The following is a 20113-nucleotide window of genomic DNA, read 5'->3' on the forward strand; positions in this document are numbered from 1 at the left end:
AATTATTGATTTATACTGTTTATTTTCTTTAAATAATTAGCTAATATAACTATCACTTTTTTACTTACAAAAATATACTTAAGTGATAAGTTTATGTTAATAAAATTGAAACATATAAGTTTATTAATATTATATGTTTCAAGAAGATCAATTTAGAAAGCTATTTTAGTTTTCTAAAGTAAAATAATAATATTTTAAGGGGGAGAAAAGATGAAAAGTAAGAAATTGCTTCGTTTCATAAGCTGTAGTTTAGCTACGTTTATGACAATAAGTAGTATTCCAGGAACAGCTATTGGAGGATTAAAAGAAGTTCAAGCTGTTGAAAAAGAAGAAAGCTATACACAGTATGTAGACCCATTTGTATCTACAGAGGTAGACTATGGCCAACTTTTCCCGGGAAGTGTTGTTCCGAATGGATTAGTTAAACTAAGCCCAGATACTTATCCTCATAATACTCTAGATCATGCTGGATACGATTATAAGAAGCTTCAAATTCAAGGATTTTCACATACTCGTATTGAGGGTGTTGGTGGTCAAGGGACAGGTGGAGATGTTTTAGTAACGCCTACTTATGTAGAATATACTGAAAGACCAAATGCAGTAACTAGAGCTATGAAGTACACTAAAGATGTAGAAAGTGCAAAACCTGGTTACTATAGTGTTGAATTAACACCGAACACTGGAAAAGATAATGATGTTAAATCAGATACAGAAATGGGAAGAATCAAAGCTGAATTAACAACAGATCAACGTACTGGATATCATAGATATACATTCCCTAAGGCTGGAAATGTTAATATCTTAGCTGATTTAAATTATACATATCATGGAACTGATATTCGTGATGCCATTTTAGATGTAATAGAAGAAAGTGAAACTACTACTGCATTAGGTGGAAGATTTAGTGGTAGAAACGTTGGGGGATCTGGAAAATATACTATGTATTTTTATATGGAAACTAGTAAGCCTGCCAATAACGTTAAAACTTGGAATGGAAAAAAACTAAGTGATGAAAAGTCTCAAAAAGGAAATGATTTAGGTGCTATTCTTAATTTTGATGTTCAAGAAAACGAAGAATTAGAATTAAAAGTAAGTATTTCACCAATTAGCGTAGAACAAGCTAAAGTTGATATGCATAATGAAATTAAAGATTGGAATTTTGATGATGCATACAAAAGAGCTGATAAACAATGGAATGATGTATTAGGTAAAGTTAGAGTTGAAAGTTCTGAAAAAAGTGATCCTACTGGTGAGTTAAAGAAATTATTCTATACACATTTGTATCATATGTTTATGACTCCAGTAAATGCAACAAGTACAAGTGGAACCTTTAGAGGAACTGATGGGAAAATACATAATGCTAAAGATTATACTCACTATGATTCATGGACATTATGGGATGATTATCGTAAGTATCCTATGATTGGATTGGTTATGCCAGATACTTATAAAGATATGGTTAAATCAATAGCAAATGCATTAGATTATGGTATAGTAACATGGTCACATGATAAACAACCAGTTCCTAATGTAAGAACAGAACATGCAGTGGCTTTACTTGCTGATGGTGTTGCTAAAGGGTTTACTGATATAGATAACTTAGAAGAAGCATATGAAGAAGCTAAAAAAATTGCAAATAAAGTTATCACAGAAGAAGTAGAAGAAATAGGGTATGTTCCTAATCGTATGGATCGTACAATGGAATACGCATATGATGATTGGGCTTTATCAATTATTGCAGAAGCTTTAGGTAAAGAAGATGAAGCACAATATTTCTTAGATCGTTCATTTAACTATAAAAACATGTTTAGAAAAGATGCTGTACAATCCCCATTTAGTGATCGTAAATTAGGATTAGTATGGAACAAAGATAAAGATGGAAATTGGAGTAAGAGCAGTCCAACAAAAATTGGTGCAGATGGACTATATCAAGGTTCTATGTGGCAATATACTTGGTATGGATCAAACGATGTTAATGGTTTGATGGATTTAATGGGTGGTAAAGAAGCTATGCTTGAAGCGTTACAATATCTTTTTGGAGAACATGCTCCAGATAATGGTAATGCGATGTTGCACAATGCAGCTAATGAAGTAGAATTACATTCACCATATTTATTTAACTTTGTGGGTAGACCTGATAAAGCACAATATTGGGTAAGACAAATTTATACTGATGAAACATGGAATACAGGATATGCGAGTGGTGCTGTTAAAGAAAAAATGTATAAATTAAGTCCACAAGGATACTTAGAAACAATGGATGATGATGCTGGAACTATGGCAATGATGTTTGTATCAGCAGCAATGGGGATCTTCCCTATGACTCCTGGGGATACAACATTCCAAATTGGTTCACCATTCTTTGAAAGAGTATCTTTAGATGTAGGAAATGGAAAAACATTTACAATTGAAGCTAATAATGTTTCAGATGAAAATATGTATATTCAATCAGCAACATTAAATGGAGAATCATTTAATCGTACATGGGTAGATTACTCTGAAATCACTAGAGGAGGAGTTTTATCTTTTGAAATGGATAATAAACCTTCAGAGTGGGCAAAGGATGGTGTTACAGCTAAATCAAGTAGTGATAAAGCAAATACAGCATCTTATGATGACGATGAAATTGCTTATTCAACAGGAATGCTTGAAGAGTCTAAATTAAATGATGGTTCTTTTGATCAAAAATTAGAAATTACTTTAGAAACAAATGAATTTACAGGTGATGTAAATGAAGATTTAACTGCATTAGGAAAAATTAAAATTTCTAACCTTCCTAAAGGTCTTAAAGCTTCAGCTGTAAAAACAGATAAAAATAAAGTAGTTGTTTCATTGGATGGAAAAGCTGAAGGTCATGCTTTAAATGATAGTATTAGCAATCTAACAATTGAAATAACAGACTCTGCAACAAAAACACCTATTATAAATAGTATTCGTAAAATAAAAGATAACATTAAAGTTATGTTTGATGATGATCAATTATCATATTCATTAAATGAGTTTAATGAAGGTAAAAATGATGATGGATCTATAATAGATACAGCTACAATTACTTTAAGCGGTAATTCAGTATTTACTGGAAACCTTAATGAAGATTTTGTAGAGACAGAAAAAGTAATAATAACAAACCTTCCAGAAGGATTAACTGCAAAAGTTATAAAAACAGGAGATAAAACTGTTGTATTAAGTTTTGAAGGAAAAGCAAAAAGTCATGATTCAGATGTTGAAATTGAACTTTCATTTAATGATAATGCATTTGATGGAGCTAAAGCTAGTACAATTCATATGAGTTCTCGTGGAGGAATGACAGCATTATTATTAGATTTTGATTATAATCATACGGCTAATTTGAGAAGAACTATTGCAGAAGCGGAGTATATTAGAGCTAGTGCTTATAGCAAAGCATCTTATCAAGTTTTACTAGATGAAATTGAAAAAGGAAAGCAGCTTTTAGAAAAAGAAGATGCTACTAGCAAAGAAATAGAGCTAGCTATTGCTAATATTGTAGATGCTCAAGAACATTTAACTATTCCAAGTGATGGATTTTCAAGATTACAAGCTGAAAAAAGTGATGCATGGTCTGGTGAAAGCTTAAAGAATGAAAATGGTAATTTAGGTGGGACATATGATGGTGCTTGGATAAGATATGATGGACTTGATTTTGAAGGATTAAATCCATTAATCTTAGAACTTCGTTATGATAATGCAAGTGATCGTTGTGCAAGTGATAGTAGTCTAGAAGTAAGGGTAGATGGATTAGATGGTCAATTAATTGGTACTGTTGAGTTACCTACTACAGGAAAAGCATGGGGGACATATAAAACAATTCAAGTGGCTATGGATAATCCTGAAATATTAAAAGGTAAACACGATGTATACTTTGTTTTTAGAGGAACAACTGGTGAAAAACCTTATATAGCAAATGTAGATTATTTACAATTTAGAGAAACAGCAGTTGTCAGTAAAGTTAAGTTAGAAGCTGAGAGAAGTGATACATGGTCTGATGGAAGCTTAAAGAATGAATCTATAAATTTAGGTGGAACATATGATGAGGCTTGGATTCAGTATAATAATGTAAACTTCGATAACCTTAATGCGAATAAAATCAATGTTAGGTATTCTACACGTGTAGATGCTTGTGCTTTAGATGCACGTATTGAAGTGAGAAAAGATAGTAAAGATGGAGAATTGTTAGGAACTGTAAATATGCCATTAACTACTGGATGGAGTGACTATCAAGTTGCTACTGTTGAACTAGATAAGCCATTAACTGGTGTTAATAATATTTGCTTTGTGTTAAGAGGAACTACTGATAGTAAAAGACTATATATTGCAAATGTGGATTATATGGAATTTGAAAAATCAGGTGTTACACATATTGAAGCAGAAGATAAAAATGATTGGAGTAATGGAGAATTAAAAATTGAAAACATTAGAGACAGCAACGGAAATGAATTAACTGGTGTTGGAGGAACAAGAGGTAATGCATGGTTACGCTATAATGATGTTGAATTTAACGGAAAGACAGAAGCTACAGTACGTTATTCTCATAATCCATCAACTGGTGATAACAATTCAAGAATGGATATCTACCTAGATAATATGGATGGAAATCCAGTAGGATCAATTGAATTACCAACTACAGGTGGATGGGCAAATTACACATTTGCAAAAACAATATTAAGCGAAGAGATTACTGGAAAACATGATGTTTATATAAAGTTACACACTGAAAATCCTAGTAAGTGGGTAGCAAATTTTGATTGGTTTGAGTTTGGACAACCAACTGCAGAAACAGATAAATCTAAGTTACAAGCAAAATATGATGAAAACAAAGATATTCTTAGAGATTCTGGTAAATATCATTATGTAGGATTTAATATTTTCAAAAATAAAATACTTGATGCTAATATGATATTAGAAAAGAAAGATGCAACCGATAATGATGTAAGAGTTGCTATAAAAAATATTGATAATGCTATTGCTACATTACAATATAAGATTGCTTTTGAATTAAATGATTCTCTTCTTGAGTTAAAATCAATCAATGAAGCTGATTATACAAGCGATAGTTATGCAAGATTTATAGAAGCTATTCAATATGCTGAATCTATTAAAGATGGTAGTGAATACGATGTTTATAAAGGTGCTTATGATGGATTAATAGGAGCACGTTCACAATTAACTTTATTAAATAGAAATGATTTAAATGAAATGATTAAGCGTGCTGAATCAATTGATTTAGATCAATATTTAGATGAAGGAAAATCAGAATTTAAAGCAGCTTTAGAAAATGCTAAAAAAGTTTATGAAACAGTTTCATTAACACAAAAACAAGTTGATGATGCTACAAAGCCATTAGGAGATTCTATAAATGCTCTAAAGAAAATTCCAGAAAGTGTATCTAAGGATGAGCTTAATAACCTTATTAAAGAAGTAGAATCTTTAGATAAGAGCAAATATACTGAAGAATCATGGAATGTTATGATAGATGCATTAGCAAAAGCAAAAGAAGTTGCAAATAATGAAAATGCAACTCAAGAAGAAGTAGATGAAGCTTACAGAAATCTTGAAAATGCTAAGAACTCTTTAGTTAAAAATGAAGATAAGCCAGGCGATGGAAATAAGCCAGGTGATGGAGATAAGCCAGGTGAAGGAAACAACAACGGAGATGGGAGTAACAATGAAAATAATGATGGTAAGCCAAACGATGAAGGAAAATTACCTAATACAGGAGGTAACTCACCAGTTGTTATAGGTTTATTAGGCTTAGCGTTATCAGCATCAGGAGTGGCTATATTTAAGAAGAAAAATAAAATCAAATAATTACTATTAAAGATTTGAATAGACACAGGGGGAATATGGAACAGTAGATATATTCCTGTAATGTTAAATCAGTAGAAGTAAGGTTTTGATAAGGTTATAGTAAAATAGAAATAAGTAGTTAATTTTTATAGACTTAAAAGAATAAACTTTTAAGTCTATAAATTTATTTTTAGAAATATGAGTAGTCTAATAAAAGAATTTTGGAGGATTAGATGAAAAAGTAAGAATAATTTCTATTTATAGTCTAATGAAGGAGTTAAATGAAATTGAAAATATTAAAAATGTAGCGATAATATATAGAAATGATATTTACATAGATATAGTTCCATTAAGTTGCTCTAAAGTTTATGAATTAAAAGAGTTGAGAGAACAAATTATTAAATAGAATATTTATTCTATAGGTGATTCACGGAATGACGAAAGTATGTTGGAAATAGTAAAAAAATTGTTTTGTTTTTAATCATATATAGGATGAATTGGAAAATTTATATTGAAAAATCAGTTTAATAGGAGGAGTATTATGTATCCAATTAGATTCGAAAACTTATATTATGAAAAAATTTGGGGGGGAAGAGACTTTGAGGCATTCAGAGATAATATGCCTGATGGAGAAATCGGTGAAACATGGGATATAGCTTGCCATCCAAATGGAACAGGAATAGTTGCTAATGGTGAATTAAAAGGTATTAAATTTGATGAATTAATAAATAAACTTGGACATGATTTAGTTGGTAATAAGATAACTTTAGAAAAGTTACCACTACTTATTAAATTAATAAGTTCAAAGGAAAAATTATCAGTTCAAGTTCATCCAGGAGATGAATATGCAGCAAAGCATGAATGTGACTATGGTAAAACTGAAGCTTGGTATGTTATGGATGCAAAGCTAGGTGCTTCATTAATAGTTGGAACAAAAAATTGTACTAAAGAAGAATTTGAGGAAGCAATAAAAAATAATAAAGTTGAAGAATATTTAAATAAAATAGAAGTTAAAAAGGGAGACTGTTTTTTAATAAACAGTGGATTAGTACATGCTATTTGTGAAGGTGTTATTATAGCTGAAATACAACAAAATAGTGATGTTACTTACAGAGTATATGACTATGGAAGACCTAGGGAAATACATGTAGAAAAAGCTCTTGATGTTATTAATTTTGATCTTCAATGTGAAAACTTAAGTGAAAAAACAGAAGAAGAGTTCGATGGATATAGTCATATCTTACTATGTAAAAATGAATACTTTGGAATTGAAAAAATAACGATAGATTCACAATATAATGATATAAGTGATATAGAAAAATTTGATATGCTAACTTGCGTAGACGGAGAAGGAACAATAGAAGGAAAAGACTTTACAGAAAGAATAAGAACAGGAGATAGTTATTTAATTCCAGCTAGCTTAGGTGAATACACAATTAGGGGTAAAGCTATAATTTTAAAAAGCTATCCGGTTATATAGTTTTTTAGTTATGAAATAATTATTCTTAAAAAATATAATAAATAGAAAATAAAGGTGCCTCTAAGTAAATAAGTTGAAGATATATGATTTACTTAGAGGGGAAATTGTCTATGAGTATGATATTATTAGCTATAACTGCAATTATAATATTTGTAGCAATATTAATAGTAATTAAGCTTTACAAGGCATAAATTTAGGCATTAAAGCACTTATAGGACTGTTTGTATGACAGCCCCTTTATTTTTATCAAGTAAAAGGGATTTAAATAGTAGGAATATAAATTAATATTATAATAATTAAAAATTGTAACTAATGTTACCGAGTTTAACTTCTAATGTTTATATAATATAACCATAAAGTAATTAATTAAAGAATTCGAAATAGGGGGAATTGTTTTATGGAAAATAAGATGTTTTGTTTTCAATGTCAAGAAACAGCAGGATGCACAGGATGTACTCAATTTGGAGTTTGTGGTAAGTCACCTGACCTTGCAAGAATGCAAGATCTTTTAGTATATGTAAGCAAAGGATTATCAGAAGTTACAACTAGACTTAGAAAAGAAGGAAAAGAAGTTTCAAGTGAAGTAAATCACTTTATAACTATAAACTTATTTACTACAATTACTAACGCTAATTTTGATGATGAAATATTCTATGAAAGAGTAAAAAGAGCTTTAGAGATAAAAGAAGAGTTATTAAATAAATTATCAAATAAAGATTGTTTATCAGAAGCAGCATTATGGAATGCTACTACTAGAGAAGAATATGATGAAAAATCAAAAGTAGTTGGAGTATTAGCAACTAAGGATGAAGATATTAGAAGTTTAAGAGAACTTATAACTTATGGATTAAAGGGATTATCAGCTTATATGAAACATGCTAATGAATTAAGCTATGATAATGAAGAAGTAAGTGCGTTTATGCAAGAAACTTTAGCTAAATTATTAAATGATAACTTAACAGTAGATGAATTAGTTGCCTTGACTTTAGAAACAGGTAAGGTAGGGGTAGATGGTATGGCTCTACTTGATAATGCTAACACTGGAACTTATGGACATCCAGAAGTAACTAAGGTTAATATAGGAGTTAAAAATAATCCTGGAATATTAGTTTCAGGACATGACTTAAAGGATTTAGAGCAATTATTAGAGCAAACAAAAGGAACTGGAGTAGATGTTTATACTCACTCAGAAATGTTACCAGCTCACTACTATCCAGCATTTAAGAAATATGATCACTTTGTAGGAAACTACGGAAATGCTTGGTGGAAGCAAAAAGAAGAATTTGAAAGCTTCAATGGACCGATATTAATGACTACAAATTGTATAGTGCCACCAAAAGATAGCTATAAGGATAGAGTATTTACAACTGGAGCTGCAGGATTCCCAGGATGTAAGCATATAGATGGAATTGATGGAGAAGCTAAGGATTTCTCAGAAATAATTGAACTTGCAAAAACATGTAAGGCTCCAATAGAAATAGAAAATGGAGAAATAATTGGTGGATTTGCTCATAATCAAGTAATGCAACTTGCTGATAAAGTAGTTGATGCTGTTAAATCAGGAGCTATAAAGAAGTTCTTTGTAATGGCAGGCTGTGATGGAAGAGCTAAGTCAAGAAATTACTACACTGATTTTGCAAAGGCTCTACCAAAAGATACTGTAATATTAACAGCAGGTTGTGCAAAATACAAATATAACAAATTAGACTTAGGAGATATTGCAGGAATTCCAAGAGTTCTAGATGCAGGTCAATGTAATGATTCATACTCATTAGCGTTAATAGCATTAAAGCTTAAAGAAGTATTTGAATTACAAGATATTAACGATTTACCAATAGCTTTCAATATAGCTTGGTATGAACAAAAGGCAGTTATAGTATTATTATCATTACTATACTTAGGAGTTAAGAATATTCATTTAGGACCAACACTACCAGCCTTCCTTTCACCAAATGTTGCTAAGGTATTAGTTGAAAACTTTGGTATTGGTGGAATAACTAACGTAGAAGATGATTTAAAAATGTTTTTAGCATAATATAAATATTTAATGAGGCTGCATTTATTGCAGCTTTGTTTTATTATTTAGGAAATTATCAAGTAGTTTTTTTATGTAATATTATGCTTATTAGTTTATAATATCATGTATATAGATAATTAAAACTATAATGAGTTACAAGCGAGAGGATAAATTATGATAGAAGTTTTAAAAAAGACATGTTTCTTTAAAGGCATTAATGAAAAAGAAATAGATGAAATATTAAAAAGTCAGCTATACTTAGTAAGGGAATATAAAAAAAATGAGGTTATAGCTAATCAAGGAGAGAAGTGTAATAGTTTATCAGTAATTCTTGAAGGAAAAGCTGTTATTCAAACTATTTATGAAAATGGAAAGGTACTAACATTATCTAATTTTAATGTAAGCGATGTATTTGCAGAAGCTTTGTTATTCTCCAAGGATAAGGAATATCCTGCAACAGTAATGGCAGTTGAAAACTGTAAGATTTTATCATTTCCAAAACAAAGTGTATTAGGGATAATGCAAAAGAATGCCAAGTTTGCTGAAAATATGTTAGAACTTTTATCACAAAAAATAGTTATATTAAATAGAAAAATTAATTTAGTAGAGTTGGATTCTATAAGAAGAAAAGTATGTAAAATACTATTAGATAATTATAAGAAAAATAAAAGTTATATATATAAAATAGCTTCTAAGAAAGAGTTAGCTGAAGAGCTTGGAATACCAAGACCATCACTTTCTAGGGAATTAATAAATATGAGAGATATGGGGCTTATAGAATTTAATTTAAAGGAAATAAAAATAACTAATTTAGAAGGATTGGAAGATGAGTTTTTCTCATAAAAAATAGAGCAGATTTGGATAATAGAAATCTGCTCTATTTATTTGGGTATATATAAATTGTAAAGGGATAACTATCTTATACATTAATTATAATGCTAATTTTTAAGAAATTAAAGAGTTTGATGAAAAAAATTTTTTAAAATAAAAATTTTAGGGAAAATTGTATAAAAATAATATAAATTTAGTATAAATTAATTTTAAAATAAAACCTATATACTTAATATATAAATTATGGTAGAATTATACTATAATTATTTAATGTGCTAAGAGATTTAGAGAAAGCATAAAAATAAGATACGTCTTATTTTTGTGCTTTTTTTGCATTTAGAAAATTATTAGGTCAATATCTTCAAATTTTTTATAAATTTAATTTTATTGAAGATAACTAATAATAAGAATAGTACCCAAAAAGGATCTGGCATAAGTAAAAAGTCATTAATAAAGTAAATATAAAAAATAATATATAAAATAAGATAACTTTAAAAAATTAAAAATGAAGAAATAAAAATAAAAAATGAAGAAATGAAAAAATGAAAAATTAATGAAAAAACTCCTAAAGGAGTTTTGTAGGTTGAAATTTATTTATAGTAATTCCATAGGAATTACATCAATAACTATTAATTGTTAACTGCTAATTGTTAACTGAAAAAAGGGGTGTTTATATGTATGATGTTGCAATAATAGGTGCTGGAATAATAGGTGCATCTATACTTAGGGAATTAAGTAAATATGATTTAAAAGTTATAGCCTTAGAAAAAGAAAATGATGTGGCAATGGGAACTACTAAGGCTAATTCAGCTATTATTCATGCAGGATATGATCCTAAAAATGGAACATTAATGGCAAATCTTAATGTTAAGGGAAATGAGATGTTTGAGGAATTATGTAAGGAATTAGATGTGCCTTTTATAAGAAATGGATCCTTAGTTTTAGCTTTTGATGAAGAAGAACTTACTTTAATTAAAGATCTTTATGAAAATGGAGTAAAAAATAATGTGAAAAACCTTGAAATGATAAGTAAAGAAAAAATATTGGAGCTTGAACCTAATATAGCTAGTGATGTGTTAGGTGCTCTTTATGCTAAGACAGGAGGGATAGTTGGTCCTTTTGAATACACCATTGCATTAGTAGAAAATGCTATAGAAAATGGTGGAGAAATAAAAGTAAGTGCTGAAGTAGTTAGGATAGAAAAAGATGATGTTTTTACAATAAAGCTATCTAATAACGAAGAGATAAAAGCTAAATATATAATTAATGCAGCAGGAGTTTATTCAGATAAGATTCATAATATGGTTTGCAAAGAAAGTTTTAAGATTACTCCAATAAGAGGAGAGTACTATGTTTTAGATAAGGAAGAGGGAAAGAATTTTAGCCATACTATTTTTCAATGCCCATCGAAATTTGGAAAGGGAGTATTAGTGACTCCAACTGTACATGGAAATTTAATAGTTGGACCTAATGCAGAAGAAATAGAAGATAAGGAATCAGTTAAGACTACAGCTGATGCTTTAAGCTTTATTAAAGATAAAGCAAATAAAACTACTAAGATCATTAATTTTAGAAATTCTATTAGAAATTTTGCTGGGCTTAGAGCAGAAGCAAATACTAATGATTTTATTATAGAAGAAAATAGTGAGGTTAAGGGTTTTATTGATGTAGCTGGAATGAAGTCACCAGGGTTATCAGCAGCACCTGCCATTGCTTTAAAAGTAGTAGATATTTTAAAAAATTCAGGGATTGATTTAAAGAAAAAAGAGAACTTTAATCCATATAGGAAGCAAATTAGATTTATGGAATTACCTATAGAAGAAAGAAGTAAAATCATTAATGAAGATAAGAATTATGGAAGAATAATTTGTCGATGTGAAGAAATTACTGAAGGTGAAATAATAGATTCAATTAAAAGAGCTTTTGGAACCATTACATTAGATGGTGTTAAGAGAAGATGTAGACCTGGAATGGGAAGATGTCAAGGTGGATTTTGTGGACCTAGAGTGCAGGAGATAATAGCAAGGGAGCTAAATATACCTTTAGAAGATGTAGTTCAAGAAAAAGATGGCTCCTATATTCTAACTAATGAATCAAGATAGGAGGGGTATTAATGTACGATTTAATAGTAATAGGTGGAGGACCAGCAGGTCTTGCAGCTGCATATGAAGCTAGTTTAAATGGAGTACAAAGTATATTAATAATAGAAAGAGATACAGAACTTGGAGGAATATTAAATCAATGTATTCATAATGGATTTGGACTTCACACTTTTAAGGAGGAATTAACAGGACCGGAATATGCAGATAGATTTATTAACTTAGTAAGAAATACAAATATTGAAATAAAGCTTAATACTATGGTAATAAGTATGGAAGATAAGAAGGTTCATGCTATTAATGATAGTGAAGGCTATATGATATTAGAAGCAAGAGCTATAGTACTTGCTATGGGATGTAGAGAGAGAACAAGAGGAGCAATAGGAATACCAGGGGATAGGCCATCAGGTATATTTACAGCAGGGGCAGCTCAAAGGTATGTAAATATAGAAGGTTATATGCCTGGGAAAGAAGTAGTTATACTTGGATCAGGAGATATTGGATTAATTATGGCTAGAAGAATGACCTTAGAAGGAGCAAAGGTAAAGGCTGTAGTGGAACTTATGCCATATTCTAATGGATTAAATAGAAATATAGTACAATGCCTTGAGGACTATAATATTCCTCTATATCTTTCTCATACTATAACAGACGTAATAGGTAATAAAAGATTAGAAAAGGTAGTTATTTCAAAGGTTGATGAAAATAAAAAGCCTATTAAAGGATCAGAAATAGAATTTGAATGTGATACTTTACTATTGTCTGTGGGATTAATACCTGAAAATGAACTATCTAAAAAAGCAGGAGTAATATTAGATAACAGAACTAGTGGGTTAATAGTAACTGAAAGTATGGAAACCAATGTTGAAGGAATATTTGCTTGTGGAAATGTAGTTCATGTTCATGACTTAGTAGATTTTGTTACAGAAGAAGCTAAAAATACTGGCAGATCAGTAGCAAAATACTTAAAGGATGGTTTTAAGAAAACTTCTTATTTAAATATAGTTAATGGAGAAGGAATTAATTATACTGTACCTCAAAAAGTATCTATTGAGGATATTGATACTAATATTACGATTTTTATGAGAGTTAATAATGTTTATAAAGATAAGAGTATAAAGGTTATATCAAAGGGAAAAGAAATAGCAGCATTTAAGAAAAAACATTTAGCACCTTCTGAAATGGAAAGGATAGTTTTGAAAAAATCTATATTAGAGGGATTAGAAGAATTATTATTAATTTCTTTAGAGTAATAGTGGAGGAAGATTTATATGATAAAAAACTTAATTTGTATTTGTTGTCCAATGGGATGCCACTTAGAAGTAGATATAGATAAAAGTTCTGTAAAGGGAAACAGTTGTAAAAGAGGAGAAGACTATGGAATAATGGAGGTTACAGACCCTAAAAGAATAGTAACAACAACTGTAAAAATATTAGATAGTAGTGAAAAATTATTACCTGTAAAAACAAAGGAAGGTATTCCTAAAGATTTAATATTTAAATGTATGGAAGAGTTAAAGAAAGTGAAGGTAAAGGCTCCAATAGGAGTTGGAGATGTAATTATAAAAAATATTCTAGGTACTAGTGTAGAGGTAGTATCAACAAAAGCAATTATAAAGTGATTCTTAGCTTTAGGTGGAGTTTTTTTAGTAGAGAAATAAAGTCTTGCATTTTATGTGAATCACTTTCACAGGAGGTAAGATGACTAACTCCATCTGAAGTTTAAAAGAACTAATCTAGGAGTGTAGTAGTGCTTAGATACCAATCATATAAGTGGGAGTATTGCAATGGTGTCCATGGGGTAAAATAAGAAATAAATATATGGGGCCAAATATAGTTGGTATATATTTATATATTTTTTTATTTAAAACACGGATAATAATGTTAATTAATTGACAAATATTTGTACTAGAGATAAAATTATAATAACTTTTTGGAAAAAATTAATAATGTAGGAGTTGAAATGTATGAAGGCTATTTTAACAGTAATCGGACAAGATAAGGTAGGTATAGTTGCAGGTATTAGCAATAAGTTATTAGATTTAAATATTAATATTTTAGATGTTAACCAAACTATAATGGACAAGTATTTTACAATGATAATGATGCTAGATTTAAGAGAATCAAATACTCCTTTTGATGAAATTAAGAGTTCATTAGTTGCAAGAGGAGAAGAACTTGGAGTAGATGTAAAAATTCAAAGAGAAGAGATATTTAATTCTATGCATACCTTATAATTATTATATTGGGGGTTAAGAAATGAACAGCAATAATATTTTAGAAACAATAAAGATGATTGAAGAAGAAAAATTAGATATAAGAACTATAACTATGGGTATATCCCTATTAGATTGTATAGATTCAGATGGAGATAAGGCTAGAGAAAAAATTTATAATAAAATTGTAAGTAGTGCAAAGGACCTAGTTAAGGTAGGTAAAGAAATAGAAAATGAATTTGGTATTCCAATAGTAAATAAAAGAGTATCAGTAACTCCTATATCAATAATTGCAGGAGCAACTGATGAAGAAAATTATGTTAAGTTTGCTGAAACTTTGGATAAGGCAGCAGAAACTTTAGGAGTAGACTTTATTGGAGGTTTTTCAGCTTTAGTTCAAAAAGGTTATACTAAGGGAGATAAAATCTTAATAGAATCAATACCAGAAGCACTAGCAAAGACTAGTAAGGTTTGTTCATCAGTAAATGTAGGTTCATCAAGATCTGGAATAAATATGGATGCAGTTAAACATATGGGAGAAATCATAAAGAGAACTGCAGAATATACTAAGGAAACTAAGGGATTTGGTTGTGCAAAGCTTGTAGTATTCTGTAATGCTGTTGAAGATAATCCATTTATGGCAGGGGCCTTCCATGGTGTTGGAGAAGCAGATAAAGTTATTAGTGTTGGAGTTAGTGGACCAGGAGTTGTTCAAAGAGCTATAGAAAAGGTTAAAGGAGAGTCTTTTGATGTATTAGCGGAAACTATTAAAAAGACTGCTTTTAAAATAACTAGAATGGGACAACTTGTTGCAAAGGAAGCTTCAGAAAGGTTAGGAGTACCATTTGGAATAGTTGACTTATCTCTTGCACCTACACCAGCAGTTGGTGACTCTGTTGCACATATATTAGAGGAAATGGGACTTGAAGTAGTAGGAACTCATGGAACTACAGCAGCTCTAGCTTTACTTAATGATGCAGTTAAAAAAGGTGGAGTTATGGCATGTAGTCATGTTGGAGGATTAAGTGGTGCATTTATACCAGTTTCTGAGGATGCAGGTATGATAGATGCAGTACTAAATGGATCACTAAACTTAGAAAAGCTAGAAGCAATGACAGCAATATGTTCAGTTGGACTAGATATGATAGCAGTACCTGGGGATACTCCAGCTGAAACTATAGCAGCCATGATAGCAGATGAATCAGCTATAGGTATGATAAATAATAAAACTACAGCTGTTAGAGTTATACCAGCTCCAGGATGTAAGGTTGGAGATTTAGTTGAATTCGGTGGATTACTAGGAACAGCACCAGTAATGCCAGTAAATAAATATTCTTCATCTTTATTTATTCAAAGAGGTGGAAGAATACCAGCACCAATACACTCTTTTAAGAATTAGAAGAATGAAATAAAAATATTTATAGGGGTGAGCTTATATGAGAAATATAAAATATCTATCAAAACAAGGATCTAAAATTAAACCTAATGAAGATAAAATCACTATAATTGATGGTGCTGCTTGGGTATTAGATGGAGCTACAGGAATTACTGGTAAAAGAATAACAGAAAAAGAAACAGATGCCCTTTGGTATGTTGAAAAAATAAATAATTATTTAATAAAGAATATAAATTCTTCTAAGAGTCTTAAAGATATTATGAAATCTGCTATTAGAGAAGTAAAAGAAAGTTATATTACATATGATGGATATAAGAATTTAGATGAAGTAGATTATCCTTGTGCTGCAATAGCATTGGTAAGATTTAATAATAAAGAATTAGAGTATTATGTAATGGGAGATTGTACTTTAATATATAAAGAAAAAGGTGATAATGCAGTAGAAATAGTAGATAAGAGAATAATAGAACTAGAAGAAAGAATATTAAATTCTATGGTAAAGGTATCTAAAGAGAAGGAAGTATCAATTTTAGAAGCGAGAAGATACTGCGATAATGAAGTGCTTGATGTTAGAAAGATGAAAAATAAGAGTAATGGATATTGGATATTAGAGCTAAATGAAGAGGCTATTGATAATGGATTATATGGAAAAATAGCTATATCTAAAGAAGTATCTATTAGTTTAACTTCAGATGGGTTTTCTCAATATTATGATACTTTTAATTTAGCAGAAGGATATTCGGAATTTATTGATATTGTTAAAGAAACTAATATAGACGATTTATATAATAATTTATATTTAAGCCAAGAGGATGATAGTGAGTGCAATAACTATCCAAGACTAAAAAAGAGGGACGACTCAAGTATAGTATATTTTGAAGTATAATAAAAATTAAAGAATGAAAAATTAAGGTAGCCTTTGGCTACCTTAATTATCTATGTAGTTTTTAACATTTTCTAGTACAGAATCATCACCTACATAAACTATAATATCATCAGTATTAATTATAAAATATGGTCCAGGTGATAAGAAAAGGTCTCCATCTCGTTTAACTGCAATAATGGTGGCTTTTGTATTATGCCAGAAGTTTAATTCACCAATGCTTTTGCCTACAGCCACACTGTCTTTTTTAACTATATTTTCAAAAGGAATAATAGAACCAACATTTCTAAGTTGAGTGGCAAATTCTATAATTGATGTAATATTTTTTTCAAGTTTATTATCAATTTCTTTTCTCATTTTAATTAAATCAAAGGTTTCATTATTTAAATTCGTAAAATCTGACTTAGTCTTAAATTTATATAAAAATTCTTTTGCTGCATTCTTATTATTAATTATAATACCACTTTTTTCATTTACAGTAACAACATCCATATCCTTAAGTAAAGCTAAAGATCTTCTTATTGTCTCTGGAGAAACATTGTAAATACTTACTAAAGTAGTTCTTCCAGTGATTTTTTCGCCTTCAAGGAATTCATTATTTATTATTCTATGAGCAATATCAACTGCAATTTTAATATAGTTTGGTGTCTTAGTTTGTTTAGACAAAATTAACCACTCCTTTACAATAAGAATTCTAACATACTAAATAAGTAAAATCAGCAAATTTCGTAATATAATTTAACTTTTGTATTAAAAACTTTTAGAATAATAATGTTAAATATAGTAGATAATTTTAATAAAGTAAATAATGGCAATTTATATAGAGAAATCTTTAATCACATTGAATTTAAATTTTACATAGCCTATAATTGAATTAACTATATATATTTTAATTAATATTATATATAAGTTTTATAATGTTAAAGCTATAAAATATATTACATTTTAATATATAGTTTAATTTTAAAAATAAATTACTAAAAGTTATATTGCATAGAAACTATTAGTTTTAAAGATTAATTAATTTTAAATTATTTATTACAACTTATAGTAGTTGGAAATAGAGGTACAAGGATGGAGAAGGAAGGTTTAATCTTAGAAAGAAAAATTTTGAAAAATAAAAGAGAGAAAATAAATGAAGAGCTTTTAGAAAAAAGGAAAAGTTATGATTTTATCGAGAAAAAACTTAGGGCTTTAACTAAGGAAGCAAAAGGAAACTATAATGAAGAGAAAGAAACTACTGAAAAAATTAGTTCTTTTTTAAAAAAAGATATTCAAAATTACGAAGAAGCTGCTATGGCACCTTATTTTGGTAGAGTTGATTTTAGAGAAGCAAAAGGTCAAGAAGAGAGTATTTACATTGGAAAACAATCTATTAGTTCTACAAAGGATGGAGAAGAGATAGTGGTAGATTGGAGAACTCCAGTTGCAGATCTTTATTATAGCGGAACAGGTGGATATTCTTACTACAAAGCACCTAATGGAATAATTGAAGGAAACCTTTCTTTAAAGAGAAAATTTTTATTTAAGGATAGTAATTTAGAAGAAATATTTGACGAAGGAATAAATGAAATAATAGTCAAAAGTGGTATAGAAGAAACGGATTTAGTAGATGAATTCTTAAAGATTAATTTAGAGGAGAGTAGGGGGAAGAAGCTAAAGGAAGTAGTTGCTACCATTCAAAAGGAGCAAAATGAAATTATAAGATGGCCTAAAAATCTTCCTATAATAGTTCAAGGTTCTGCTGGATCAGGAAAAACAACAGTTGCATTACATAGACTTGCATACCTAATATACAGGTATTCAGAACTTATAAAAGGTAAAGACATATTAGTTTTAGCTCCAAATAAATTATTTTTAAATTATATTTCTGATATACTTCCAAATCTAGGAGTAGAAGAAGTAAATCAAACTACTTTTCAGGAGCTTGTCTCTAAGTTTTTAAAATCAAAATTCAAGGTTAAAAGTAAGGATGAAAAACTTAGAGAGATAATTGAAAATGAAGATGCTCTGAGAAGTAGGCTTATTATCAATTCCTCTAAAATAAAAGGTACATTATCATTTAAAAATATTATTGATAGATATATTGCAATTTTAGAGGGGGCTTCCGTTGACGTAGATAACATTACTATTAGTGGATATACTCTATTTAATAAAAGAGAAATAGTGAGACTTTATCTAAAGGATTTAAAAAGTTACCCTATTAATAAGAGAAAAGATGAAATAAAAAGGTATTTAAACTTAAAAATAAAAGAAAAAATAGAAATACTATGTCTTCAAGTAGATTTAGATTGGGATGGAAAAATTAAAGAGGTAAAAAGAGAGCATGAAGATAGTGGAGAAAGACGTAAAAAGCTTATAGAAATATACTCAGAAAGAGATGCTATAAAGGATAATATAAGGAGTAATTCAAAGAAGGTAATGAATGATTATTTCAAAGCCTGGAGAGGAATTAATTCTAAAGATATTTATCTAGATTTATTTAAAAATGATGAATTATTTGATATGGCTACTATGGGCAAAATCCCAGAAGAGATATCTAATTATATGAAAGAAGAAGTGATTTCAAATTATGATAAGGGGATAATAGACGAAGATGATTTAGCACCTATTTTATATATTAATATGTTGCTTGAGGGAATCGATGAAAAGTCTAAGTATTCTCATATAGTAGTAGATGAAGCTCAAGATTATAATCCTTTCCAAGTATATTTAATAAATAGATTAACTAAGGGAAATTCATTAACATTAGTTGGAGATATAGGTCAGGGGATTTACTATTATAAAGGAATTAGGGACTGGAAGGAGATAGTTGATAAAGTTTTTGAAGGAAATGCTACCTATATACAACTTACTCAAAGCTATAGATCTACAGTAGAAATTATTGAGTTTGCTAATGCATCCTTAGAAGCACAAAAATTAGATTTGAAAAAAGCTAAACCTGTATTAAGACATGGTGATATACCTAAAATTATTAAATGTTCAAATGAAAAAGAGGCAGTCGGAAAAATCCTTACAGTTATTGAGGAGATTATAAATAATGGAAAAAGCAGTATAGGAATAATAACTAAGAGTCTAGAAGAAGGAAAAACTTTGGAAAAGATATTAAAAAAGAATAAACTTAAAAATATTTCCTTAGTAAAAGGCAATGAAAAAGAAAATAATGATGATATAGTTATAATTCCATCATATTTAACTAAAGGATTAGAATTTGATGCAACAATTATTTATAATCCAAGTAAAGAAAACTATAGTGATACTTTGTTAGATCAAAGACTTCTATATGTTTCATTAACAAGAGCTCTTCATTATGAATATATAATAGAGATAGATAATCTTTCATCTCTGATAAAGTAATTTTTAGCTTCATATGGATTTTTCTTAAA

General features: G+C 29.2%; 12 protein-coding genes. 11 read left to right on the forward strand and 1 reads right to left on the reverse strand.

Going from position 1 to position 20113, the window contains the following annotated elements:
* Positions 1–210 precede the first annotated feature (210 nt).
* From E5347_RS00270 to E5347_RS00315, 10 genes are all read left to right on the forward strand, one after another.
* On the forward strand, positions 211–5826 hold the full coding sequence (locus tag E5347_RS00270; RefSeq protein WP_136003395.1) for a GH92 family glycosyl hydrolase: 5616 nt from the start codon (positions 211–213) through the stop codon (positions 5824–5826).
* 520 nt (positions 5827–6346) lie between these two features.
* Positions 6347–7285, forward strand: coding sequence for a type I phosphomannose isomerase catalytic subunit (locus E5347_RS00275; RefSeq protein WP_136003397.1), 939 nt, complete (start codon positions 6347–6349; stop codon positions 7283–7285).
* Between the two features lie 397 nt (positions 7286–7682).
* Positions 7683–9320 (forward strand): hydroxylamine reductase, encoded by a 1638-nt coding sequence (hcp, locus tag E5347_RS00280; RefSeq protein WP_136003398.1) that lies wholly within the window; start codon positions 7683–7685, stop codon positions 9318–9320.
* Positions 9321–9476: 156 nt separating this feature from the next.
* On the forward strand, positions 9477–10145 hold the full coding sequence (locus E5347_RS00285; protein WP_136003400.1) for a Crp/Fnr family transcriptional regulator: 669 nt from the start codon (positions 9477–9479) through the stop codon (positions 10143–10145).
* A 662-nt stretch (positions 10146–10807) separates the two neighbouring features.
* Positions 10808–12235, forward strand: a complete 1428-nt coding sequence (locus tag E5347_RS00290; RefSeq protein WP_136003402.1) for an NAD(P)/FAD-dependent oxidoreductase — start codon at positions 10808–10810, stop codon at positions 12233–12235.
* Between the two features lie 11 nt (positions 12236–12246).
* Entirely contained in the window at positions 12247–13485 is a 1239-nt protein-coding gene (locus tag E5347_RS00295) for an NAD(P)/FAD-dependent oxidoreductase (protein WP_136003404.1), read from the forward strand.
* 18 nt (positions 13486–13503) lie between these two features.
* Positions 13504–13854 (forward strand): DUF1667 domain-containing protein, encoded by a 351-nt coding sequence (locus E5347_RS00300; protein ID WP_136003405.1) that lies wholly within the window; start codon positions 13504–13506, stop codon positions 13852–13854.
* A gap of 345 nt (positions 13855–14199) precedes the next feature.
* Positions 14200–14469 (forward strand): ACT domain-containing protein, encoded by a 270-nt coding sequence (locus E5347_RS00305; protein WP_136003407.1) that lies wholly within the window; start codon positions 14200–14202, stop codon positions 14467–14469.
* A gap of 22 nt (positions 14470–14491) precedes the next feature.
* Entirely contained in the window at positions 14492–15847 is a 1356-nt protein-coding gene (locus E5347_RS00310) for a PFL family protein (RefSeq protein ID WP_136003409.1), read from the forward strand.
* Between the two features lie 37 nt (positions 15848–15884).
* Complete coding sequence (locus E5347_RS00315; protein WP_136003411.1) at positions 15885–16730, forward strand: hypothetical protein; 846 nt, start codon at positions 15885–15887, stop codon at positions 16728–16730.
* Between the two features lie 42 nt (positions 16731–16772).
* On the opposite strand, the gene E5347_RS00320 is transcribed toward E5347_RS00315, so the two are convergent.
* Positions 16773–17393 carry a TrkA C-terminal domain-containing protein gene (locus E5347_RS00320; protein ID WP_136003413.1) on the reverse strand — a complete coding sequence of 207 codons (621 nt, stop codon included), beginning with the start codon at positions 17391–17393 and terminating at the stop codon, positions 16773–16775.
* A 408-nt stretch (positions 17394–17801) separates the two neighbouring features.
* Here E5347_RS00320 and helD point away from each other — a divergent pair, with 408 nt between their 5' ends.
* Positions 17802–20084 carry an RNA polymerase recycling motor HelD gene (gene helD, locus E5347_RS00325; protein ID WP_136003415.1) on the forward strand — a complete coding sequence of 761 codons (2283 nt, stop codon included), beginning with the start codon at positions 17802–17804 and terminating at the stop codon, positions 20082–20084.
* Positions 20085–20113: the final 29 nt, after the last annotated feature.

Origin of the sequence: Clostridium sartagoforme (genome assembly GCF_004794105.1) — a bacterium.
Taxonomy (GTDB): Bacteria; Bacillota; Clostridia; order Clostridiales; family Clostridiaceae; genus Clostridium; species Clostridium sartagoforme_B.

Bases quoted from the DNA above. Each gene is read 5' to 3' on its own strand.
- E5347_RS00270 (WP_136003395.1), top strand. From the start codon at position 211: ATGAAAAGTAAGAAATTGCTTCGTTTCATAAGCTGTAGTTTAGCTACG.
- E5347_RS00275 (WP_136003397.1), top strand. From the start codon at position 6,347: ATGTATCCAATTAGATTCGAAAACTTATATTATGAAAAAATTTGGGGG.
- hcp (WP_136003398.1), top strand. From the start codon at position 7,683: ATGGAAAATAAGATGTTTTGTTTTCAATGTCAAGAAACAGCAGGATGC.
- E5347_RS00285 (WP_136003400.1), top strand. From the start codon at position 9,477: ATGATAGAAGTTTTAAAAAAGACATGTTTCTTTAAAGGCATTAATGAA.
- E5347_RS00290 (WP_136003402.1), top strand. From the start codon at position 10,808: ATGTATGATGTTGCAATAATAGGTGCTGGAATAATAGGTGCATCTATA.
- E5347_RS00295 (WP_136003404.1), top strand. From the start codon at position 12,247: ATGTACGATTTAATAGTAATAGGTGGAGGACCAGCAGGTCTTGCAGCT.
- E5347_RS00300 (WP_136003405.1), top strand. From the start codon at position 13,504: ATGATAAAAAACTTAATTTGTATTTGTTGTCCAATGGGATGCCACTTA.
- E5347_RS00305 (WP_136003407.1), top strand. From the start codon at position 14,200: ATGAAGGCTATTTTAACAGTAATCGGACAAGATAAGGTAGGTATAGTT.
- E5347_RS00310 (WP_136003409.1), top strand. From the start codon at position 14,492: ATGAACAGCAATAATATTTTAGAAACAATAAAGATGATTGAAGAAGAA.
- E5347_RS00315 (WP_136003411.1), top strand. From the start codon at position 15,885: ATGAGAAATATAAAATATCTATCAAAACAAGGATCTAAAATTAAACCT.
- helD (WP_136003415.1), top strand. From the start codon at position 17,802: ATGGAGAAGGAAGGTTTAATCTTAGAAAGAAAAATTTTGAAAAATAAA.